At 67.3% G+C, this 21,521-nt stretch carries 21 protein-coding genes and 1 pseudogene; 12 read left to right on the top strand and 10 right to left on the bottom strand.

The window, feature by feature from the left end:
• Nucleotides 1-46: 46 nt before the first annotated feature.
• Complete coding sequence (locus OG504_RS04110) at nucleotides 47-1,522, bottom strand: helix-turn-helix domain-containing protein (protein WP_405988433.1); 1,476 nt, start codon at nucleotides 1,520-1,522, stop codon at nucleotides 47-49.
• 793 nt (nucleotides 1,523-2,315) lie between these two features.
• Here OG504_RS04110 and OG504_RS04105 point away from each other — a divergent pair.
• The 7 genes from OG504_RS04105 to OG504_RS04075 all read left to right on the top strand — a co-directional run bounded on the left by OG504_RS04105 (nucleotide 2,316) and on the right by OG504_RS04075 (nucleotide 7,795).
• Nucleotides 2,316-2,510 (top strand): hypothetical protein, encoded by a 195-nt coding sequence (locus tag OG504_RS04105; RefSeq protein WP_405988432.1) that lies wholly within the window; start codon nucleotides 2,316-2,318, stop codon nucleotides 2,508-2,510.
• A 178-nt stretch (nucleotides 2,511-2,688) separates the two neighbouring features.
• Entirely contained in the window at nucleotides 2,689-3,969 is a 1,281-nt protein-coding gene (locus OG504_RS04100; protein ID WP_405988431.1) for an ATP-binding protein, read from the top strand.
• The gene (locus OG504_RS04095; protein ID WP_405988430.1) at nucleotides 3,966-4,385 is read left to right on the top strand and encodes a roadblock/LC7 domain-containing protein; all 420 of its coding nucleotides are present in this window, start codon (nucleotides 3,966-3,968) and stop codon (nucleotides 4,383-4,385) included. The genes OG504_RS04100 and OG504_RS04095 overlap by 4 nt, the downstream gene beginning before the upstream one ends.
• Nucleotides 4,382-4,726, top strand: coding sequence for a DUF742 domain-containing protein (locus tag OG504_RS04090; protein ID WP_329349004.1), 345 nt, complete (start codon nucleotides 4,382-4,384; stop codon nucleotides 4,724-4,726). Before OG504_RS04095 ends, OG504_RS04090 begins: the two co-directional genes overlap by 4 nt.
• The gene (locus OG504_RS04085) at nucleotides 4,704-5,306 is read left to right on the top strand and encodes an ATP/GTP-binding protein (protein WP_329349003.1); all 603 of its coding nucleotides are present in this window, start codon (nucleotides 4,704-4,706) and stop codon (nucleotides 5,304-5,306) included. The genes OG504_RS04090 and OG504_RS04085 overlap by 23 nt, the downstream gene beginning before the upstream one ends.
• A 110-nt stretch (nucleotides 5,307-5,416) precedes the next feature.
• A complete protein-coding gene (locus OG504_RS04080) occupies nucleotides 5,417-6,538 on the top strand; it encodes a cytochrome P450 (RefSeq protein WP_405988429.1) in 1,122 nt (373 codons plus the stop codon).
• A gap of 12 nt (nucleotides 6,539-6,550) precedes the next feature.
• Nucleotides 6,551-7,795 (top strand): cytochrome P450, encoded by a 1,245-nt coding sequence (locus OG504_RS04075; protein ID WP_405988428.1) that lies wholly within the window; start codon nucleotides 6,551-6,553, stop codon nucleotides 7,793-7,795.
• 197 nt (nucleotides 7,796-7,992) lie between these two features.
• On the opposite strand, the gene OG504_RS04070 is transcribed toward OG504_RS04075, so the two are convergent.
• On the bottom strand, nucleotides 7,993-8,331 hold the full coding sequence (locus OG504_RS04070) for a transposase (protein WP_329349000.1): 339 nt from the start codon (nucleotides 8,329-8,331) through the stop codon (nucleotides 7,993-7,995).
• Between the two features lie 32 nt (nucleotides 8,332-8,363).
• Between OG504_RS04070 and OG504_RS04065 the strand changes: the two genes are divergently transcribed.
• The gene (locus OG504_RS04065) at nucleotides 8,364-8,798 is read left to right on the top strand and encodes an RICIN domain-containing protein (protein ID WP_329348999.1); all 435 of its coding nucleotides are present in this window, start codon (nucleotides 8,364-8,366) and stop codon (nucleotides 8,796-8,798) included.
• Between the two features lie 48 nt (nucleotides 8,799-8,846).
• On the opposite strand, the gene OG504_RS04060 is transcribed toward OG504_RS04065, so the two are convergent.
• Nucleotides 8,847-9,764 carry an NADP-dependent oxidoreductase gene (locus OG504_RS04060; RefSeq protein WP_405988427.1) on the bottom strand — a complete coding sequence of 306 codons (918 nt, stop codon included), beginning with the start codon at nucleotides 9,762-9,764 and terminating at the stop codon, nucleotides 8,847-8,849.
• Nucleotides 9,765-10,165: 401 nt separating this feature from the next.
• Here OG504_RS04060 and OG504_RS04055 point away from each other — a divergent pair, with 401 nt between their 5' ends.
• Nucleotides 10,166-10,675 (top strand): hypothetical protein, encoded by a 510-nt coding sequence (locus OG504_RS04055; protein WP_405988426.1) that lies wholly within the window; start codon nucleotides 10,166-10,168, stop codon nucleotides 10,673-10,675.
• On the opposite strand, the gene OG504_RS04050 is transcribed toward OG504_RS04055, so the two are convergent.
• Both OG504_RS04050 and OG504_RS04045 read right to left on the bottom strand, forming a co-directional pair.
• On the bottom strand, nucleotides 10,635-10,997 hold the full coding sequence (locus OG504_RS04050; protein WP_405988425.1) for a putative quinol monooxygenase: 363 nt from the start codon (nucleotides 10,995-10,997) through the stop codon (nucleotides 10,635-10,637). The genes OG504_RS04055 and OG504_RS04050 overlap by 41 nt on opposite strands.
• 191 nt (nucleotides 10,998-11,188) lie before the next feature.
• Nucleotides 11,189-11,566: a helix-turn-helix domain-containing protein gene (locus OG504_RS04045; RefSeq protein WP_329348995.1), complete on the bottom strand. Its 378-nt coding sequence runs from the start codon at nucleotides 11,564-11,566 to the stop codon at nucleotides 11,189-11,191.
• A gap of 193 nt (nucleotides 11,567-11,759) precedes the next feature.
• Here OG504_RS04045 and OG504_RS04040 point away from each other — a divergent pair, with 193 nt between their 5' ends.
• On the top strand, nucleotides 11,760-12,677 hold the full coding sequence (locus OG504_RS04040) for an NADP-dependent oxidoreductase (RefSeq protein WP_405988424.1): 918 nt from the start codon (nucleotides 11,760-11,762) through the stop codon (nucleotides 12,675-12,677).
• Nucleotides 12,678-13,294: 617 nt separating this feature from the next.
• On the opposite strand, the gene OG504_RS04035 is transcribed toward OG504_RS04040, so the two are convergent.
• Nucleotides 13,295-13,837 (bottom strand): TetR family transcriptional regulator, encoded by a 543-nt coding sequence (locus tag OG504_RS04035; protein ID WP_405996245.1) that lies wholly within the window; start codon nucleotides 13,835-13,837, stop codon nucleotides 13,295-13,297.
• Nucleotides 13,838-14,099: 262 nt separating this feature from the next.
• On the opposite strand from OG504_RS04035, the gene OG504_RS04030 reads away from it, so the two are divergent.
• Both OG504_RS04030 and OG504_RS04025 read left to right on the top strand, forming a co-directional pair.
• Nucleotides 14,100-16,691 carry a beta-glucosidase gene (locus tag OG504_RS04030; protein ID WP_405988423.1) on the top strand — a complete coding sequence of 864 codons (2,592 nt, stop codon included), beginning with the start codon at nucleotides 14,100-14,102 and terminating at the stop codon, nucleotides 16,689-16,691.
• Between the two features lie 875 nt (nucleotides 16,692-17,566).
• Nucleotides 17,567-18,769 carry an SGNH/GDSL hydrolase family protein gene (locus OG504_RS04025; protein WP_405996244.1) on the top strand — a complete coding sequence of 401 codons (1,203 nt, stop codon included), beginning with the start codon at nucleotides 17,567-17,569 and terminating at the stop codon, nucleotides 18,767-18,769.
• Nucleotides 18,770-19,092: 323 nt separating this feature from the next.
• On the opposite strand, the gene OG504_RS04020 is transcribed toward OG504_RS04025, so the two are convergent.
• The 4 genes and pseudogenes from OG504_RS04020 to OG504_RS04005 all read right to left on the bottom strand — a co-directional run bounded on the left by OG504_RS04020 (nucleotide 19,093) and on the right by OG504_RS04005 (nucleotide 21,263).
• Nucleotides 19,093-19,230: a hypothetical protein gene (locus tag OG504_RS04020; protein WP_405988422.1), complete on the bottom strand. Its 138-nt coding sequence runs from the start codon at nucleotides 19,228-19,230 to the stop codon at nucleotides 19,093-19,095.
• Nucleotides 19,227-19,649, bottom strand: a complete 423-nt coding sequence (locus OG504_RS04015; RefSeq protein ID WP_405988421.1) for a family 1 glycosylhydrolase — start codon at nucleotides 19,647-19,649, stop codon at nucleotides 19,227-19,229. Before OG504_RS04015 ends, OG504_RS04020 begins: the two co-directional genes overlap by 4 nt.
• Before the next feature lie 46 nt (nucleotides 19,650-19,695).
• Nucleotides 19,696-19,923, bottom strand: a pseudogene (locus OG504_RS04010) (family 1 glycosylhydrolase); the annotation flags it as partial.
• Nucleotides 19,924-20,192: 269 nt separating this feature from the next.
• Nucleotides 20,193-21,263 carry a family 43 glycosylhydrolase gene (locus tag OG504_RS04005; protein ID WP_329348990.1) on the bottom strand — a complete coding sequence of 357 codons (1,071 nt, stop codon included), beginning with the start codon at nucleotides 21,261-21,263 and terminating at the stop codon, nucleotides 20,193-20,195.
• Nucleotides 21,264-21,521: the final 258 nt, after the last annotated feature.

The raw sequence follows: 21,521 nt of genomic DNA, 5'->3' as shown, positions 1-21,521 counted from the left end.
GCCTGACAGGCCATACGGGCCGCGGACTCGGGTGAGACCGTCGTGGTCATGGAGTGAGGGCTTCCGTTCGGGTGTCGATCGCCTGGTAACCACGGGTTGCGTCCGCGAGCGCGCGGGCGGCGGAGCTACGAGCGAACCGCGGTTCTTCCAGCAGCCTAGTCACTGCCCGCATGGCGTCGCCGAGCTGCCGGATCCGGCGGTCGGCGGGGAGTTCCAGAATGGGTTGCAACTGTTCGCCGGCTCCCTCGATCTCTCCTACGGCGATGCGCGCGGTCACGATGTCGAGGCGGGCCAGGGCCTCGTCACCGTACGACCGGTGTTCGTCAGGGCCGTGCTCGTACAACTCAATTGCAGCATAGGCGTGTTGCTCGGCGAGCTGGTGCTCGCCGAGCAGAGCGTAGGTTCCGCCTATGTAGTACTCCTGCTTCGCCTCGGGAAAGCTGAGGAGGCCTCCGAAGCGGGTCAGCGCGTCGGGCGCGGCTTGTTGGTCCCGGGCATGTTGGAGATCTTCCAGGGCGACCAAGGCGGTGGTGCGATCTCCGACGCGCGCTGCGGCTCGGGCTTCGATCGCCGCGATCCGGATGCGTGTCTCCCCACCGAGCGCCAGCCGGGCCGCCTGGCGCGTGTATTCCAGGGCCGTCTGTCGGCGGGTGGACCACTCCGCGATGAGGGCGGCCGTGCCCTTGACCCAGGCTCGCAGGTCGTTGTGGTCGGCCTGTTCCGCGAACGTCCACGCCGTTTGGAGCTGAGCGATCGCGGCGTCCTCGTCCCCGAGGTTCTGCGAAGCGTGAGCGAGCAGAAGGCAACTCGTGCCGGCGAGGAGATGCAGTTCGCGGGTCTGCCCCATGGGTTGGCGGCCGTTCAGTAGCGCGAAGAGATGATCCCGTGTCGTGACGAGGTCTGTGAAGATCTGGTGCAGCGGGGAGTGGACGTAGTCGCCGGCGATCCGAGTGAGGGTGGATTCAAGACCTTCCAGTTCGGCGTTGCTCACGTTGGTCTTCGTGATCTCGTCGGTGAACTGCAGGGACCGTACGGCGGCATGGGCCGCAAGATCGTTCAGATCCGCGATCTGGTGCAACGAAGTTCGGGCGTCGTGGTGGCCGAGGGCTGGAAGCGTCAAATCGGCAGTGGCCGTGGGCGGCGTCCGTTCACGGAACGGCGGGGCAAGCAGGGTTTCCGGCGTTCCGATGCCCTCCAGGAATCGCGCGGCCTTGTCGAGGCTGGTCAAGCGGCGATTTCCGGCTTCGAGCATCGAGAGGAAGCTCTGGCTGAGGCCGGTCATGAGCGCCATGTCGTCCTGGCGGAGAGCCGCTCGTTCGCGGATGAGGCGACTCGCGAGGCCGAAGTCCCAGTTGGCGATGGCGACTTGGATGGCCGGTTCGAGCCAGACCTCGTCCGGGACATGGGGACCTGAGCGTGCGGCCATTCGCCTGTCGCGGGAGCACGTTGCGCACCGGTCTTCCACGTTGTACTGGCTCAGGTGGCATCCGCAGTCGGCGCATACGCGAGCACTCTTCCGCATCGGACCCCCGTTTCTCCTCTGCGTAGGTCAGGGTACGGGCGGCTCCTGGCACCCCGTATTACTCATGTAATACGGGCAGGTGAGGACGTGATCGGCCTTTCCCGAGCCGGAATCGCTGGAGTGATATCACCCTCGGCATGTGCGTAATCGCGTTCAGGCAAACAGTCTTGGGGATCTGCCAACGTCCTTGTGAGAGCGGTTACTTGGTCGTGAGGCTCAGCCATTAGTCCGCATGCACAGGAGATCCCGGTGATTGCCTCGCAAGGCCGAATTGGAACCGCCTCTGATGCGCACTCCATCCCGGAGCGCATGGCACCCGTGGTGCCTTTGGACGGCCGGCGCCCGTGGCACGGCCACCCCACCACCCCGGAGTCGATCTTGCCGTGTACGCAGACCGAACTGCCCTGGAGGATCCAGCTCGCGTCACGTCCGCTGCCGCGGCTCGGGTCCGTCGATGTCGTGCAGGCGGGATTCCTCCTCGGTCTACGTGCAGTCGAGGGTGCCCGAAGCAGGGGACTTCCTGTCGGGCCGGTGCTCTGCTGCCCCGCGCACGCCCGAGTCCACATCCCGGTCGAAGCGGGTACGGCCTACCGCTGGCACGTTCCGCAGACGGTGTGCCGTGCGGGGCGCCACTGGGAATGTGCGCTCGGTGGCCAGGTGGTCGGGCAATTGCGCTGTTCGACGGTGTGGCTGATTCCTCCTGGTGGACATCCAGATCACACCGACAGCGTGACCCTCCTCCACTGGCTCGCCCTGACGCGGTCGGGCGGCACGCGCAACAGGGAGGAGCGGTATGGCGGTTAGCGTCTCGGCCGTCGTGCTCCTCGCGATCATCACGTTCCTGCTCGTCAAGAAGGGAGGGCTGAAGGCCGCGCACGCGATCGTTTGCACGCTCTTCGGCTTCTACCTCGCCAGTTCATCGATCGCTCCGACGATCTCCAAGGCCACGACGAATCTCGTGGACGTGATCGGCGAGATCAAGTTCTAGGCGCCCTGTCGACGACCTCCGCGACATGAGGCAGACCCGTCGGCTTCTACTCGTCTGGCGTTGGCCGCCCGGCTCCCCGAGTCACTGGTCGTGTGCTCTGTCGCCGCCCCCTTCGACCCCCTTGAGAGAACCGATGAGACACGAAACAGCCGTCGTGGCGTTCGTATGCCTGAGTGCCATGCTTGCTGTCGCGCTCGGGCTGGCCGCGCACTTCGCCTGGCGGTCCGCCAAACACGTTGCCCGGAGCGGGTATTGGCAGGAGATCGCCGTTGCCCAGGACACGGCCCTGTCCACGCTCATCTCGGAGGGCCTCGCATCGGTCCCGAACTCGGTCCAGAGGACGCAGCCGACGTCGGCGGAGTTCGAGGTCCCGGACTGCCTCTTCGGTTCCGGCTTCGTGGACAACCTCTGCACCCTCGGCGAGCGGTACGTCGCCGGCCTGCAACAGGTGCAGCGAAAGACAGCGCTCTCGACGCGTCAGCAAGTCGAAGCCGAAGCCCGCGAGGCGGCGAAGGGAGCCGTCAAGTCCTTCGCCACGGCGATGGTCAGCACCGGCATCAACGTGAGCAACGAGATCGCCCAGGCGCTGCACCGACATCACGACAGTCGCCTCTTCGCCACACTCACCAAGATCGATCACGGCGTCCAGCAAATGCTTCACCAAGCACAGTCGTACGTCGTGCTGGCGGGCGGGCGACTCGGGCAGAGGTGGCCCGCCAGCACGCTCACGGAAGTCGTCGGAGCGGCCCAAGGCGCGATCCCCAACTACACGCGTATCCAGCCGTACACGTCGGACCGGGCGGTCATCGCCCGCATGGTCGGGCCGCTGAAGCTCATCCTGAGCCAACTCCTCGACAACGCGGCCCGGTACTCACCACCGCAGACGTACGTCGAGGTGAGCGCCCAGCACGGCCACCACGGAGTCACCCTCCTCATCGACGACGCCGGCAAGCGGATGAGCCCGGAGGATCTGGAGCGCGCACGGCGGATCCTGGACGGCCGCCAGGAGATCGACATCCTCACCATGGACGCGCATCCGAGGGTCGGGTTCCCCGTGGTCGCGCTCCTTGCCCGCCGGTACGGCATCGAGGTCGTCCTCACGGATTCCAACCGTTACGGCGGTATGTGCGCCTCGGTCTTCCTCCCCGAGGCACTCCTCACCACCGCTGTTGCCGAGGCGGAACCGGCGCCGCAGCTCGTCTACGCACAGACGCCCGCCCCTTCGGAACCGGCGCTGACCGAGAACGGGTTGCCAACGCGCACGTCTCGCCAACCGACGCATCGGCCGCAACAGGCCCCCACCGAACGCCGTGTGAGTACCGAGCCGGCCCGACCCGAGGTGATCGGCGCCTGGCGGGCGGCGAGCAGGCAGACACACGAGACCGCGGCACCTCCGCCGCGACCCGCCCAGGGCGCGATGGTCCGCACAGATCACGAAGAAGGGTTCCTCGACTCATGACGACACAGGCGAACAGGCTCGGCTGGATGCTCGACGACCTGTCGAGCATGCCGGGTGTCCACTACGCCGTACTGCTTGCCACGGACGGGCTGGCCCTGGGCTACTCGGAATCGGTGGACCGCGACACGGCAGACAAGATCGCTGCATCCACCAGCGGCTTTCACTCCATCGGCGTCGCCATGGCCCCGTACACCGGCGGTGAGACGAACGGACTGCGCCAAGTCGTGGGCGAGTTCGACGATGGCCTCCTCTTCGTCAAAACCGTTGGCCACAACGCCCTGTTGGCAGTGTCGACGACCGACACCGTGGACGCCGAGGTCCTCACCTACCGGATGAACGGTCTGTCCGAACGCCTCGGCAAGGAACTGTCCAGCCCCGCGCGTAGCCAAGGTGATGAGGGCGGCGCTCGGCCATGAGCCCGCTGGGGCGCGATCCCGACATGGTCCGGGCGTACGTCCGTACACGTGGGCACTCGGCGCCGTCCCGCGACGGACTGACCCTGACGACGCTCGTTCGCGCAGCGGACCGTCCGCTTCACGGCCTCGACATCGAAGCTCGACGGGTCCTCGGGATCTGCCACGGGCCGCTGGTGATCGCGGAGATCGCCTCGCTTCTCGAACTGCCCCCCACCGTCGCGCTCATCGTCGTCTCCGGACTTCTCGACACCGGCCACCTCAACACCCCGACCCTGGCCGACGATCAGCCGGACATCAGCGTTCTGGAGGAAGTACTCAATGGACTCCGTGCTCTCGTCTGAGCACCAGTACCTCCCCGCCACCGTGACCCGCTCGGCGAAGATCCTGATCGCCGGCCACTTCGGAGCGGGAAAGACGACGCTGGTCGGCAGTGTGTCGGAGATCAAACCGCTGAGGACCGAAGAGCCGATCACCGAAGCCAGCAGGGGAGTTGACGACCTCGCCGGCCTGCCCGACAAGACGGAGACGACAGTCGCCTTCGACTTCGGCCGCCGCACGCTGAGCCCCCGGCTCGCCCTCTATCTGTTCGGCACCCCCGGGCAGAACCGGTTCACACCCTTCTGGGAACACCTCATCCACGGGGCACTGGGAGCGCTGGTCCTCGTCGACACCCGTCGGCTCCAGGACTCCGACGCGATCCTCGGGCTCTTCGAAGAACGCGACCTGCCATTCGCCGTCGCGGTCAACCAGTTCGAGGGCGCCCCTCGATACGACCTCGGCGAGATCCGGCAGGCCCTGGCCCTGCCTGCCGACGTGGTGCTCACCTCCTGCGACGCCCGCGACGAAGTGTCCTGCATCCGCGCGCTGATCGCCTTCGTCGAATACCTCCACCGATCCAGCCGACTGGAGCACCTGTCGTGAATCTGCCGCCACCGACATCTCAAGCCGACCACCGTACGCACACCGGGAACGCGCGATTCGCCATCTACACACAGGAGTTCGCGGCGGATCCCCACCTTTGGTACGCGCACATGCGGGAGCAGTACGGAACGCTGGCTCCGGTCTACCTCGACCCGGACGTGCCTGCCACGCTGGTGATCGGCTATCAGACCGCAGTTCGTGTCCTCAACGACCCGGTACGGTTCCCCGCCGACCCGCGAATCTGGCAACAGGGCGTCTCCGCGCACTGCCCGGTCCGGCCGATGCTGGAGCACCGCCGCAACGCGCTGCGCAATTCGGGCCCCGCTCATGATCGTTACCGTGCGGCGAACACGTCCGCCCTCGGCTACGTCCGCCAGCACGAACTGCACGCCATGGTGCAGCGGATCGCCATCCCCCTGATCAACGAGATGTGCGAGAAGGGCCACGCGGACCTGCTGACGCAGTACGCACAGCCCCTTGCCTTCCAGGTCCTCAACGCGATCCTCGGCTGTCCCCCGGAGATCGGCCAGCGCGTGGCCCAGGGGATGGCCGCGGTCTTCGACGGCGTGAACGCCGAGGCCGGCAATGCCATGTTGGCCGAGACCCTCAGCGAACTCGTCGCCTTCAAACGCCGCCATCCCGGGATGGACATCACCACCGGCCTCCTGATGCACCCGGCCAAGCTGGACGAGCTGGAGTTGATGGACCAACTGCTCACCTTGTACGGCGCCGGGATCGAGCCGGAGCAGAACACCATCGCGAACACCCTGCGGCTGATCCTCAGCGACGACCGGTACTCCGGCCGCGTGCTGCGGGGGAGCCTCAGCGTGCGCGACGCCCTCGACGAACTGCTCTTCGCCGACCCGCCGTTGGCCATCTACTGCGCGTCGTATCCCCCGCTCCCGGTCGAGGTCGACGGCGTCGTCCTGCCAGCCCATCAGCCGGTCCTCGTCAGCATGGCCGCCTGCAACAACGACCCCACGGTCGTCTCCGACCAACGCGCCGGCAACCGCTCCCACCTGACCTGGAGCGCCGGACCGCACACCTGTCCCGCGCAGCCCCTGGCCTACCTCATCGCCGAGGTGGCCATCGAGGAGATCCTCGACGCCCTCCCCGAGATGGAACTTGCCGTTCCCGCCGCGCAACTCACCTACCGCCCGGGCCCGTTCCACCGTTCCCTGACCGGCCTGCCGGTCCACTTTCCTCCGTCGCCGCGCCTTACTCTGACCTAGGGAGATTCCGACATGGACCGCACTCTGCCCCTCGTCCTGGACCCCACTGGCCGCTCCCGCCCGGCCGAAGAAGCCGCCCTCCACGCCGCCGGCCCCGCCACACTCGTGGACATCCTCGGAGTTCCGGCCTGGTCGGTCAGCGACCCGACCACCCTCAGGAGCCTCCTCAACGACCACCGGGTCTCCAAGGACGCGAGCAAGCACTGGCCCGCCTTCATCAACGGCGAGATCACCGAGAAGTGGCCGTTGGCCCTCTGGGTCGGCGTGAACAACATGTTCACCGCCTACGGCGACAACCACCGGCGGTTGAGGCGCCTGGTGAGCAAGGCGTTCACAGCCCGACGTACCGCCGAAATGGTGCCGCGCATCGAACAGATCACGGCCCGCCTCATCGACCAGCTAGCCCGGACCCAGTCCGGCGAAATTGTCGAGCTGCGCGAGGCGCTCGCCTTCCCGCTACCGATCCAGGTCATCGGCAACCTCATGGGTCTGCCGGAAGAAGTCGTTCCCCGCTTCCGGAATGTGGTCGACGGAGTCTTCGACACCACGCTCAGCAGCGAGGAGGCCCGAGCCAACACCGTGGTCCTGTACGGCATCCTCACCGAACTGGTCGCCTCCAAGCGGACCACGCCCGGCGAGGACCTCACGTCGACGCTCATCAACGTGCGCGACGACGAAGGCGACGGTTCCGCTCTCACGGAGCAGGAACTCCTGGACACCCTGCTCCTGGCAATCAGCGCCGGCTACGAAACGACCGTCAACCTCCTCGACCAGGCCGTCACCGCCCTGCTCACCAACTCGGGCCAGCTCGCCCACGTTTGGGCGGGCCGCGCCTCCTGGGACGACGTGATCGAGGAATCCCTCCGCTTCGCTGCCCCCATCAGCCACTTGCCGCTTCGGTACGCCGTCGAGGACCTCACCCTCCCGAACGGGCTCGTGATCCGCCAGGGCGACGCGATCCTCGCCTCGTACGGAGCAGTCGGCCGCCATCCGAACCTGCACGGCGCCACTGCGGGGACATTCGACGTCTTGAGGGAGAGCAAGGAGCATCTCGCCTTCGGACACGGGGCACATTTCTGCCTCGGCGCTCCGCTGGCCCGCGCCGAAGCACGAGTGGCGCTCCCTGCCCTGTTCGAGAGCTTCCCGGAGATGACCCTTGCCGTACCGCCCGAGGAGCTTGAACCCGTGGCGAGCCTCATCGTCAATGGGCACCGGACGGTGCCCGTGCGTCTGCAGCCCATGCGCCGCCCCGGCTGAGCCGGGGCTAGGGCTCTTGCAGGGCCCGCTCGGCGGAGTGGGAAATGCCCAGTTCAGCGCGCGTTGTCAGGGAGACTCTTCAGCCCGGTCACTGATTCCTAATGCCGTCTGTCAAGCGGCCCGAGCGGTGGGCGGCGTGAGTTCGTAGTGCCGTCCGTCGCCTAACGTGACAGTCGGGGATCTTGGAGTTACCGAGTTCAACTGCCCAGGGTTCGCCAGGACTTCGGCCGGGGTATCTCGCGCTGGTCGAGGTAGTTCTGGACGGCAGTCGGCCGGCGGGGTGTGAGTGCTTCTTTGGTCGGCGGCAGTCTGCTGAGGGGCTCGATGTTGACGGCGATGGCCGTCAGGACGTGCTGGATGTGGGCTTTTCCCTGTCCTCGGTAGCGGCAGCGTCGTATGCCGTGTCCGTGGGCGAACTCATTGACCGTGCCCTCCACCCCGGAGCGGACCGCGTAGCGGGTCTTCCACTCGGGCGTCTGTTGCTCGGTGCGGACGCGGAGTTGCAGGTCGCGGAGTTCTCGTGGGGGAAAGCCCACGGTGCGGGTGCTTTCGCGGGAGGTGGTGCATCGTGACCGGCCCGGAGACCATCGCCGACACCACCCTCACCGTCAGCGGGAACGCGGCCTCGGTGAGCCTGCCGTGGACGAACGCCAAGGACGGCTACACCGTCACGCTGACGCCCCCGTCCAACACCACCGTCTCCACGGTCGCCGTCAGCCAGAACAGCGGCCAGTGCCTGGACGACACCAACCTCTCCAGCGCCAACGGCACGCAGTACCAGCAGTACTACTGCGAGGGCGGCTACCAGCAGATGCTCGACCTCAAGCCGGTCAGCGGCACGGCCAACACGTACACGGTCGTCAACGAGATCAGCGGCAAATGCCTCGACGTCACCGGCGTCTCGACCACCGCCGGCGCGCTGATCCACCAGTGGACCTGCGACGCTGCGAGCGTACTGAGCACCAAGAAGAACCAGATCTGGCGCCTGCTCGGCAAGGGCTGAAGTCCGGCCAGGACCCCTCGTCAGGCCGACCGAGGGGTCCTAGGTCGCCTAGGGCAGGAGTGCGATCTTGCCGCCGACGTGTCCCGTACGGCTCAGGTCGAGTGCGACAGCTGCCTCTGCGAGGGGGTAGGTGCGCCAGATCGGGACCTGCAGTCGTCCCTCTTCGATCAGGGCGAGGATGTCGTGCAGGGCCTGGACCGTGTTCCCGCTCGCGCCGTCCGTGTGGACCTGGACACCCAGGTCGCCGGCGTCGAAGGCCAGGAGGGTGAGGACCCGCCCTGGGCCTCCCGCGAGGTCGATGGACACCGGGATCTCTCCCCGGCCGGAGGCGTCGAGAACGGCGTCGACTCCTTCGGGGGCGATCGCCCGTACGCGGTCGGCGAGGCCCTCTCCGTACACCACGGGGATTACACCGAGCGAGCGCAGGCGTTCGTGGTTGTCCTGGCTCGCGGTGCCGATCACGCGCGCGCCCCGGGCCACGGCGAGCTGGGCGGCGAACACGCCCACGCCACCGGAAGCGGCATGGATCAGAAGGGTCTCGCCCTGGATGACCTTGAGGCGTTCGAGGACCGTCCACGCGGTTCCGCCGGAACCCGCGAGCGTGCCGGCCACCTCCCAGGGAAGGCCGGCCGGCTTGGCGACCAGTGAGTCGGCGTCGGCGACCGCGGCCTCGGCGTAGGCAGGCGTGAGCGAGGTCCCGAGAACCTCGTCGCCGACGGCGAAGGCGGTCACCCCCTCCCCGACCTGGTCCACCACACCCGCGATGTCGGACCCGAGGCCCGCAGGGAGATCGAGGGGCATCACCTGGCTCATGAATCCCTGCATGACTTTCCAGTCGAACGGGTTGACACCTGCCGCCCTAACTGCGAGCCGCACCTGCCCGGAGCCCGGGACGGGCGCCGGAACGTCCACGACGCGCAGAACATCGCTGCCGCCATACTCAGAGAACTGCACTGCGAGGGGCATTTTCTTCAGCTCCATGTTCTTGCCGGGGCAAAGGGTTCGGGGACGGGTTGGGCGCTGGTCGCCGCCGGTATCACCCGCCGCAGGGACCGGAGTTGTCGTTGTACGGCCACGGCTGACCAGCGGCGGTTCGCCGCGCACCCGCTGTTGTCCCGCAGGGGGTACGTGTGATGTGGGCGTGCCAGTTCGGCCTCCCTCTCCCACCATCTGCCAGTTCGTACCTGGGCGCACCCGGGGGCCGTCGGCGTACCACTTCGGCCAGCTGATTGGCGGGGCGGCATTGGGGTGAATCCATAGACGCCTGCTTGCGTCGAAGACCTTGGGCAGGCCGATGATGCACTCGGTGGTGTGGAGACAGCGTCTGCACCGTCGGCATGGTCAAGTTGGAGTGATGGTCTCGAGGAATGGCCGACTACGAGACCGACCATGAGCCGGTGTACCAGGCCGCCAACGCCGCTGCGGTCGGCATCCACTTGATCCGCATCGAGAAGCCCGGACAGATCCGCGGAAACCTGCGGGAGACGCTGTCGCACGACGGACGGTGCCTCATGGACATGGTCACCGACCCCCACGAGCTCTCGATCCCGCGTCACATCTCCGGCGAACAGATGAAGGGGTTTGTCTTCTCGGCGGGGAGGAGACGCTCGACCTGGCCAGAGCCGATTTGCGGAACGGTCCGCGGCCCTGAACCCGGCCGCCACATCTCGCCGGTCCACCATCACGACGGTGCGGATCTGCGACAACGGTGGGACGGAGGCTGCTCATCCAGTTCACCGCCCTCGCCGCTGGGTCCCGGCACGTCGCCGACCGCGCAATCGCCATTGGCCATGGAGACGACGCCTTCTCCCGGTCGGCCGACGTTTTCGCGATCCCTCAGCCGCGGTCTTCGGGATCCTGACCGACGAAGTCCGTGAACATGGCCGGCGGTGGATTAGACCCCACCCATTCCCGCAGCTCGGGCCCGATCGGCCCATGGAGCTCCACGGCTCCCGCCATTGCGCACTCTGTCAACCGCCCCAACAGATCCCCGGCCCGCTCCATGTGTGCCATGGCCGCCGCCGAGTCGGCGTACTCCTCGATCACCAGATAGCTGCCGTCCGTGGCCGAGAACCAGCGGTAGCTCCTGGTGCCGGGCTCGTCGTTCGCCTGCTGGCGCAGCGCGAACACCAACTTCTCGAACTCCTCCTGTCGTTGATCACGAACATCGAACCGTACGCGTACGAAGATGCTGGCCATATCTTCCTTGCCCCTGTGTTTTCGATGCCCGCGCCTTTGATCACAGGCACGCGGAACGGTCGAGCGCCGAACGACCCATGCCGGGCAGGAAGGTACCCACCGGATACTGGTTACTTCAACGATCCTTGGGTTTCCTTCGGAGACCGTGCTGGCCAAGTACGGGGCCCCGGGGAGAGAGCCGGAGGGCGGACCTAGGGCGCGGTTGTCTCTGTGGAGTGGGCGTCGTGGGCCTTGCGGAGGGTCAGAACCTCGTCCACGTGCGTGTCAGCCCACTCGGTGATCAGCTCGACGGCAGGCCGCAGGGAGTGGCCCAGTGGGGTCAGTTCGTAGTCCACGCGGGGCGGGACCTCGGCGAAGACCGTCCGGGTGATCAGGCCGTCGCGTTCCATTCCACGCAGTGTGTAAGTGAGGACCTTGGGCGTCACGTGATGGATCGCTTCGCGCAGCTCGTTGAACCGCCGAGGCCCGTCGCTCAGCATCAGCACGATCAGCACCGACCATTTGTCGCCGATGCGGTCGAGTACCAACCGGGCCGGGCAGCAGGGGTCGAGATCATTCTTGGACGTCATGGTTTCCAAAGGATACTAAAGGATCTTTGAAGTAACCAGTATCCACTAGGTAGCTTCCTAGTGGACGACGCCTTTTGGCGGCGTTACAGGGCGCGTTGTGGGCCGCGAAATATCACTCTCGTGTGCGCCAGTGCGACACCACCGGCGTGCAAGCGGACTGCAAGCGCACGGCAAGAATATGGAGCTGAGCAAAATGTCCCTTGCGGTGCAGTTCTCCGAGTACGGAACCAGTGAAGTGCTGCGCGTTGTGGATGTTCCGGCGCCCGTCCCGGGCTCCGGGCAGGTGCGGCTCGCAGTTAGGGCGGCAGGTGTCAACCCGTTCGACTGGAAAGTCATGCAGGGATTCATGAGCCAGGTGATGCCCCTCGATCTCCCTGCGGGCCTCGGGTCCGACATCGCGGGTGTGGTGGACCAGGTCGGGGAGGGGGTGACCGCCTTCGCCGTCGGCGACGAGGTTCTCGGGACCTCGCTCACGCCTGCCTACGCCGAGGCCGCGGTCGCCGACGCCGACTCACTGGTCGCCAAGCCGGCCGGCCTTCCCTGGGAGGTGGCCGGCACGCTCGCGGGTTCCGGCGGAACCGCGTGGACGGTCCTCGAACGCCTCAAGGTCATCCAGGGCGAGACCCTTCTGATCCATGCCGCTTCCGGTGGCGTGGGCGTGTTCGCCGCCCAGCTCGCCGTGGCCCGGGGCGCGCGCGTGATCGGCACCGCGAGCCAGGACAACCACGAACGCCTGCGCTCGCTCGGTGTAATCCCCGTGGTGTACGGAGAGGGCCTCGCCGACCGCGTACGGGCGATCGCCCCCGAAGGAGTCGACGCCGTTCTCGACGCCTCCGGCCGGGGAGAGATCCCGGTGTCCATCGACCTCGCGGGAGGCCCAGGGCGGGTCCTCACCCTCCTGGCCTTCGACGCCGGCGACCTGGGTGTCCAGGTCCACACGGACGGCGCGAGCGGGAACACGGTCCAGGCCCTGCACGACATCCTCGCCCTGATCGAAGAGGGACGACTGCAGGTCCCGATCTGGCGCACCTACCCCCTCGCAGAGGCAGCTGTCGCACTCGACCTGAGCCGTACGGGACACGTCGGCGGCAAGATCGCACTCCTGCCATAGACGATCGCGGAGCCACGCCAACCGGCTAGCCCGCAGCACAGCGGATTAGGCCATCTCCGCTGCACAGAGTTCCGGCAGCCTGGCCGTAGTCGCGGCCATCGCGAGACGGATGTCTGCAGGGTCTGCGCCTACTGCCTGGCCAGGCGCTTCAACCTCTGTCAGTCGGCGAGGCACCCAACGTCGGCGGTCTCGTGCTCGACGGCCACCGGCTGTGGGCGGTACGGAACCACGACAACAAGATTGCCCGCTTCCGATCACCAGGCCGGCCTCCGCCGTTCCGGCCACAGCGGTGCTCTTCGGGAACCGCCTTGCCGCCGTGAAGGGGCACTTCGACATCGGGTTCTCGGCCACCTCACCCACCTACGAAGTCGTCGTCACCAGGTCATGACGACGACGTGACCGCAGCGGTCCCGCCGTGCAACAGCCTGGTGGGACCGCTGCGGTCACGGTTCACCATCGTGGTCGCCGTCAGGCCGGGGCACACCACCGGGCCAGGCCGGCCGGCGTTCGCGTATCGAGGTTCTGGTGCTTTCCGGGTTTGCTGCCGTAGCTCAACGACGTCGACCGCCGCCGTGCCGATGTACACGGCGTGGCCAACGTGATGTCGCTGCGGGGGGTCAGTCCTGTTTGTGGGTGAGGCCTATCAGGAGTGCGGAGATGACGCGGTCGGTGGCAGCGGCCATGTCGACGGCGTCAGGGGCGAGCAGCCATTGGACCTGGAGCCCGTCCATGACGGCGACGATGGCGTTGGCCGCGTCGTCGAGGTTCAAGTCGGCGCGGGTTTCGCCGAGTTCGGACGCTTCTGTCAGCGCGGCGACGACCTGGGCACGCAGGCTCTGGTACCGACTGCGGAAGTACTCCTGGGCTGGGTGGCCGTCGGTGGTGCTTTCCGCGGAAAGCACGGCGTACAGCCGCACGATGCCTTCGCGTTCGGCGTTGTGGCGCGCGGTGTCGACCAGGTGGCGCAGGAAGGCCAGGCCGCGGGGGCGCTCGCTGCCGAGTTCTTCGATGTCGGTCTTGTCGCGCAGTTCCAGGACGCTGGTGAGCAGCAGTGTCTTGGAGCGGAAGTAGTGCAGGACGCCGGCCTGGGTGACTCCGGCGCGGTCGGCGATCTCGGCGAGTGATGCGTTGTTGTAGCCGCGGGCCGCGAAGGTGTCCATTGCGATGTGCAGGATCTCCTCCCTTCGCTGCTGGGCTCTGGGGCTCCTTGCGGTGCGGGGCTGCGGGTCACTTGCCTTCCTGACGTTCACCGGGGGGAGTCTACGGGGCTGTCGATCAGTCGTCACCTATGCGATACAAGCCTTAAAATAAGTTCTGGACGAGTACTTACTAAGCACTTAGTAAGTGTGCTTTCATGCTTCCGTTCCGCCTGATTCATGCCGCTGATGTTCATGCCGCGGCAAGCGGCCTGGAAGGACCCGTATGACCTCCGTTTCCCTGCCTGACGACGCCGAGCTGAGCCGCCGCATCGGCGGACTCGACCTCGAGTCCAAGGTGCGGCTGTTGACCGGCGCCGACCTGTGGACGCTGCCGGCCGAGCCCCGGCTCGGGCTTCTCCCGGTGACGATGTCCGACGGCCCGCAGGGGGTACGGGGGACCGGAGCCGACCCGGAGGCCACTGGACTGCTCGCCCCGGCCCCCAGCGCCCTGGCGGCCACCTGGGATGCGGAGCTGGCTGAGCGGCTGGCGGACCTGTTCGCCACGGAAGCGCGTCGCAAGGGCGTCGATGTGCTGCTCGCGCCCGCGGTGAATCTGCAGCGCACCCCCGTCGCTGGGCGGCACTTCGAGTACCTCTCCGAGGACCCGCTGCTCACGGGCACCCTGGCTGCCGCCATCGTTCGCGGTCTGCAGGCCTGTGGGGTGGCCGCGTGCCTCAAACACTTCGTGGCCAACGACTCGGAGACCGACCGCACCAGCTACCGATCCCGTCTGGACGAGCGCACGCTGCGCGAGGTCTATCTGGCCCCATTCGAGCAGGCCCTCGCGGAGGCCGGACCGTGGAGTGTGATGGCCGCCTACTCGGGGGTCGACGACGGGCAGGAGTCGGCGCCGATGAGCGAACACGTGCGGCTGCTGTGGGGTGTTCTCAAGGAGGAGTGGGGCTTCACTGGGCCCGTTGTCAGTGACTGGGCCGCCACCAGATCCACCGTGGCCTCGGCGGTCGGCGGACTCGACCTCGTGATGCCGGGACCCGAGGGCCCGTGGGGAGAAGCTCTCGTTGCGGCGGTCCGCGCGGGCGAGGTGGACGAGCAGATCATCGACGACAAGGTGCTGCGGCTGCTGCGCCTGGCCCGGAACACCGGCCGACTCGGCCTGCCCGAGCAGGAATCCGCTCTGGAGCCTACCGAAGGCCCCTACCTGTCGGCGCAGGTTGAGGGTTCCGGCGCCTCGGCCCTCGCGCCCGAGGAGTTCGCACTGCTGCGGGAGGTCGCCGTGCGCGGCACCGTGCTGCTGCGTGATGAGGCGGGACTGCTGCCGCTTCAGCCGAACAGCATCAGCAGCGTCGCGCTGATCGGCCCGAACGCGGTGGCGCCATATCTCCAAGGAGGCGGCAGCGCGTTCGTTCCGGCGGCGCGCACGGTGACCTTCGAGGACGGCCTGCGCGCAGCACTGCCCGAGGGCGTACGCCTGACGGTGCACAGGGGTGGCGACTCCCGACGCCGGCCGCCCTTCGCCTCCAGCGAGCTGCTCACCGACCCCGACACCGGCACGGCGGGAGTGCGCGCCGACCACTTGGACGTCGACGGGAACCGGATCGGCGGCGAGGTCCGCACGAGCGCCGACTGGACGACGTACGAGAACTTCGGCCCGGCGACGGACCGGGTGGTGCTCCGCACTGAACTGACGCTGTCCGAGCCCGGGATTCACCGCTTGGAGTTCGGGTGCACAGGACGCTTCCTGGTGACCGTGGACGGTGAGCAGGTCTTCGCGGGTGACGACGACCGGGGGGTTGAGCTGGTTCTGCAATCCCTCCACCACTACCCCCCGCTGCAGTGGATCGACGTGCAGGTGGGGCCCGAGACGCCCCGCAGGATCGCGATCGGCATCGACCTCACCGTGGTCGAGCCCGGCGGCTACGACCGCTTCGTCACCGCGCAGCTACGACACACCGTGCCCGGCCCCACGCCGTACGAGGAGATCGCCGAAGCCGCCGCCGCGGCCGGGGCGGCCGATGTCGCCGTGGTCGTGGTGGGCACCAACGAGGAGAGCGAGTCGGAGGGCTGGGACCGTGCAGGACTTGAGCTCCCCGGCTACCAGGACGAGTTGGTGCGCAAGGTGATCGCCGCCAATCCGCGGACTGTGGTCGTGGTCAACGCGGGTGCCCCCGTGCTGCTGCCCTGGGCCGACGAGGTGCCCGCCCTGCTGTGGGCGTGGCTGCCGGGCCAGGAGGCAGGGCACGCGCTGGCCGACGTCCTGCTGGGCCGGTCCGAGCCAGCCGGCCGCCTGCCCTGGACTCTTCCCGCCAGGGCGGAGGATGTTCCTGTCCCCGACGCCCGGCCGCACGACGGCATCGTCACCTACACCGAAGGCGTCCACATCGGCCACCGGGCCTGGGACCGGCAGGAACTTACCCCCGCCTTCCCGTTCGGGCACGGCCTCGGCTGGACCCGGTGGACATACGACTCCGTCACCACCCCCTATCCGTCCGTCTCCGCCGCCCACCTGACCGGGCCTGCAGGCGGAGACGGACTCCAACTGGCCGTGGAGCTGACCAACACCGGTCCCCGTGCGGGTCGCGAGGTCGTCCAGGTCTACGTGGAGCCGCCCCAGGACGGCCCCGACCGTCCCGTCCGTCTGCTTGCCGGCTTCACCACCGTCCAAGCAGCAGCCGACGCACAAGTCACCGCCCAGGTCCAGCTGTCTGCTCGTGCCTTCCAGATCTGGGACACCGACCTGCGCGACTGGCGCACACCGGCCGGCCGCTACCGACTCCACGTCGGACGCTCCAGCCGAGATCTGCGTCTGACCGCCGATGTCATCTCCGACGGCGACCGCCTCCACACCGTGGTCTGACGTAGGTCACCACCCGCGCCAGCCCGCGCGCAAGGAGTCGCAAGATGCGCACTACCCCGATATGCCGCCAGACCTCGCCAGTCCGCCTGTCTCAACGTCACGGCAGCACCGTCAGCCGCTGACTGTGGCCGCGGCCGGGAGGCGAACTCGGGGCCTGGCCAGGGCGCCCCCGCCGGATTTGGCACGGGCGCGGCCAGGGACACCCTGACCATGTGATCCATGGGCGACACCACATCGCACCCGGCAGTGATGTGTTACCGGACCGCGGAGCGAACACCTGCCCCACCTCCGTCTGAAATTCACCCGGAGCAACGGCGAAGAAATGCAGCACGGATGTTGCGGGGCATGGCGACCCCCTGACGGCTTGCGCCGCCCCGCAGTTGAACCTCAGGGTGGCAGAAACGCGTTGGTTTCCTTTTCCGCCGCAACCGAACTCAGGAACCTTCGCAGGATCAATGAAAACTTTGATCCTTTGGGAAAATTCGGAAACGCGTACATGAATCAAAACTCCCAGAAATAGCAAGCTATGCCAGCGAAATCGGAGATCAAGCGGTCTTGCGGCGCTACGGACAGGGGGCGTCACTGCCAAGTCGAAGAACGTCGAAAACGGAAGAAGTTCGTCGAGTACCTCACCACGCCTGAGGCGAGCGCACTCACCGCGAACCCTTACGGACTCGCACCCAAGGGCGGAGAAGTCGAGTCGACACCGGTCAACGAACTCAGGATCCCCGGGACCTGCTTTCCCTGAACTGCCCCTGGGGTCCCACGAGCGCCGCAGTCGCCCATCGCGTCCCATCCCGCTGAGGCGCGCATTCCTGGGCCAAGCCACCACCCCCTGCTGTTCCGTACCACTCGCACATGATTGGCGGTTGACCATGAAGGAATTGCGTTCTGTTCCGCAGGCTGTGCTGGAACGACTCGTTGTCGGCGCGGCCGAGGTCGAGCGGACCGGTAGTGGTCTCATGCCGCGGCGCCTGCCGGCCTGGACCTCCGCCCAGATGGTCGACGACGCTCCGCGGGTCGTCGCCGACCAGACGGCGGGTGTACGGCTGGACTTCGTCACGACAGCGTCAGTCGTGGAGTTGCGGGCCAATGTCACCTGCCATGTGTGGCCGGAGAGCGACGCGCTGTCGCGGAAGTCCGTGTTCGCGCTGACAAGCGGGGAGGACCTCCTCGACAGTGTTGCCGTGACCGGAGGGACGGTGGTCTACCTCGGAAGTGACGGGAGCCCGAGTGGAAGAGCGTCGCAGGGAACACCCTTCACCATCACGCTGAGACTGCCCGGGGCGCATGCCCATCGTCCGAGGCGGGCCGAACTGTGGCTGCCGCACAACAGTGCCGTCGATATCCTCGGGCTGCGTGCCGACGCCGAGATCCTGCCGTACGCCGGTCCGCGCGGTCCGCGCTGGCTGCATCACGGCAGCTCCATCAGTCACTGCCAGGCCGCCGTCGGGCCGCTTCAGGTGTGGCCGGTGGTCGCGTCACGGCAACTCGGTCTGGATCTGCTGGATCTGGGTCTGGCAGGCCACTCGCTGCTCGATCCGTTCGTGGCCCGGACCATCCGGGACAGCAGCGCTGACGTCATCAGCGTCAAGCTGGGTATCAACATCGTCAACGGTGACGCGTTCACGCGACGCAGCTTCGTCCCTGCGCTGCACGGATTCCTCGACACCATTCGCGACGGGCACCCCACGACACCGCTACTAGTGATTTCTCCCGTCTATTGCGGAATCCATGAGTACGCCCCCGGCCCGACCGTGTTCGACCCCGTAACCAGCGCCTTCGTCGCGACCACCGCTCCAAGGGACACCGCGATGGGCGCCCTGACCCTCGGCGCAGTGCGTCAGCTCGTCGAGGACACCGTGCGCCGGCGCGCCTTGGCCGACTCCAACCTGTACCTGCTCGACGGCCGCGAACTGCTGGGCGAGCCTGATCAGCACCACCTCTTCGACAACGTCCACCCGGATTCGGAGGGCTACGAAATGATGGGGAACCGGTTCGCTGCCCTTGCCCGTAAGCCGCGCTCCGCCGTCGGCGCCGCTTTTGTTCCCCTGTCGGACTTCTCCGTAGCCGGGTGACCTGAAATCGCCTGGTCACCGACGGCTCGTGGAGCGCCCAGGACAACGCCGTGCTCGACGACGACCTCTACGACGGTCAGCGCAGCGACTTTCGCCTCGCGCCACCTCGGCGTCGCAGCGGCAGCCCGTCGACATACTCGACGAGGGCCTGTCCCGCTTGGTCGTACCGGACGGGCCGCAAGTGCGCGTCACCGAGGTGCTTGCGGCCGTCGCGGTCACGATGTCGCCCTCCGGTCGGACGCGGGTCGACTTCGGGCAGAACTTCTTTGACCGGGTCCGGCTGCGGGTGCTCGGGGGGCGGCATTCTCGCCGCCCGGTTCCGCCTACACGTCCTGCAGCGGGAGGGTGAGGCTCACCTGGGCGGATGGACAGACTTCCCTGATCGCGCGGCGCGCCGCCACGCGTGCTCGCTTGCCCAGGCCCAGGCCGGTGTCGGCCCAGGTGAGCAGGAAGATGTTCACCTTGTCGGGCGTAGTCCCCAGGGCGTCCGCGGCGGCCCGCCGACCACTCGCTCACCCCTGCGGTCTACGCTGGCGGTCCCGACCGGCGCCTGCTCGGCCCCAGGGGACTGCGAGGCCTTCGCACCGGTCATGTCCTCGATCATCCGGCGCGTGAGGCCCGTGATTTTGGCCTCGTTGATCGTGGCCATGTACGGAATCAGCGAACCCAATTCGGTCATGACCAGGCGGCAGTAGGCCGCGAACCGCGGCGTGCCCTCGTACTCCCAACCGCCCAGCTTCATCAGCCGGTGCGGGCTGCTGAAGTGGTGCAGCGTCACCATGGGCGTGATGCCGAACTCGTGGCACGCCTCCAGCACGTCCCGGTAGTGCTCGATCGCCGACCTGGAGACGAGGCCGTCCTCGGCCTGATCCGCGCCCACTCGATGGAAAAGCGGTAGCTGGTGAGGCCCAGATCTTGAGCAGGGCTAGATCCTGGCGGTAGAGCCGGAAGTGGTCGCAGGCGTCACCGCTCGGCTCCGCGAACCGCGAGACCCGGGCATGCTTCAACGCCCAGAAGCCACGGGCGATGTTATTGCCCTCGACCTGGTGAGCGGCGGTCGCTGAACCCCACAAGAAGGCGCCGGGAAGGTCACGTACGTACACCTTGTGGATCTTCTGTACCACCGCGGAGGCTGCTCGGCAGGCAGCTGTCATGTCAGGCAACTCATTCTTCACGCGCGGGTGTTGGGAGGGCCCGACCGTCGGCGTGCCGGAGGGTACCGCTCCCGTCGACGACGAACCGGATGATCCCGGCCACCCGGAGCATGGCCGAGACGAGGTCGACGAGGTACCCGTGCCGCCAGACGCCGAGGCGTCGACCATCAGTGGCCGCCGCGTGACGATCGCCGTACCGATCCGGACGACGTCCGCTGTCCAGACCGCTCGTCCCCGGCCGCGGGAATGATGAGTTCCTGAGGTGTCAGTCAGTCGTAGTCCTCGATCCGCCATTCGTCGTGCCAGTCCACGAAGGCCGTCTCTCCTTCGAAGCGGAGGGGCAGCCAGACATAGTCCGCGATCGACGTGTCGGGGTCGAGCAGTTCCGGGGGGAGTGCGACAGGGGTGTCGGAGGCATCCTCCGGCTCATCGCCGGAGAAGCGCCTGCGCATTTCTTCCTGGATCGGCTCGGCCAGCTCGGGTGCCAGGTGGGGCAGCCACCTGTCGGCCAGGGCGATGTAGAGGTCCTTCTTGTGCGGATGCTTGAACACCGAGCTGATCTGGGAGCGGTACGAGGTCCCGGAGGCATCGTGGGGGTGTGGGTCGCCCAGCACGGTCCACGGGCCGTGGAAGGTCCGCGCGACGGCAACCTCCGACCGGTTGGGGGCGTAGCCGGTTGTGCCCGAAGTGATCAGGTAGTGCAGTCCGTTGCGCGTGAAGTAGGCCGGCGCCTCACGGACGTACGGTGGGTGCGGGTGCGGGAAGTGGGTCGAGTAGTAGCCGGTGACGTCGGTGTAGTCCTCGGTCAGGTCGGCGCAGATCAGCTCACTGTGTACGCGCTCGAAGTAGTAGTACGCCTTGCCGTCGTCGGGATGGACGGCGAGGTCGAAGTCGCCGGCGTTCATCCCGAGGGGGCGGAGCCCCGTGCGGACGACACGGTAGGGGCCGAGGAAGTCGTCGGCGACGAGGACGGTGCTCTCTTGTGTGTGTCCCTCACCCATGATCTTGATCCAGCACACGTACTGCTTGGTCGCGGCGTTGTAGATGATGTGGGGCCGGTCGACCTGCTGGGCCGGGTGGAGAGGAGACTTCGGGTCGCCCGGCTCGGGCGGGATGATGAGTCCCCGGTCCTCCCAGTTGTAGAGGTCGGTGGAGGCGTAGCAGCGGATTCCCCAGTGCCAGATGCCGCTTCCGGGTTTCGTCTTCTCCTTGTTCTCTCCGTACCAGTAGAACGTTCCGTCGACGTACGTGATCGACCCGCCGTGCGCCTGGATGCGGTGGCCGGTCGTGTCGTACCAGAACTGGCCCGGGCGAATCGACGAGTGTGGCGCTGTACTCACGGATGGTTCCTCTTTCGGTGTGGTGGGCGGGCGGCTGCGAGGGAGTCGGCTGTGGACAGGGCCTGTTGGCCGGGAGGCAGGTCGGCAGCAGGCTCTCGATCAGCGGGCGGTATCCGGTAGGTGTCGTGGTCGCGGTCTGCCAACAACGCGTCCCATCGCCGCCGTGGTCGGCCGACGACTCCGGCCACGGCGGCGATTTTGTCGAGCGGAGGGAGCAACTGCGTGACGTCTCCGGCGGTTACCACCGGTTGGTGTCAC

The sequence above is a fragment of the Streptomyces sp. NBC_00986 genome (genome assembly GCF_045162565.1).
Classification (GTDB): Bacteria; Actinomycetota; Actinomycetes; order Streptomycetales; family Streptomycetaceae; genus Streptomyces.
Note: the sequence above shows the minus strand (reverse complement) of the source record. Positions and strands in the feature narration are given on the sequence as shown.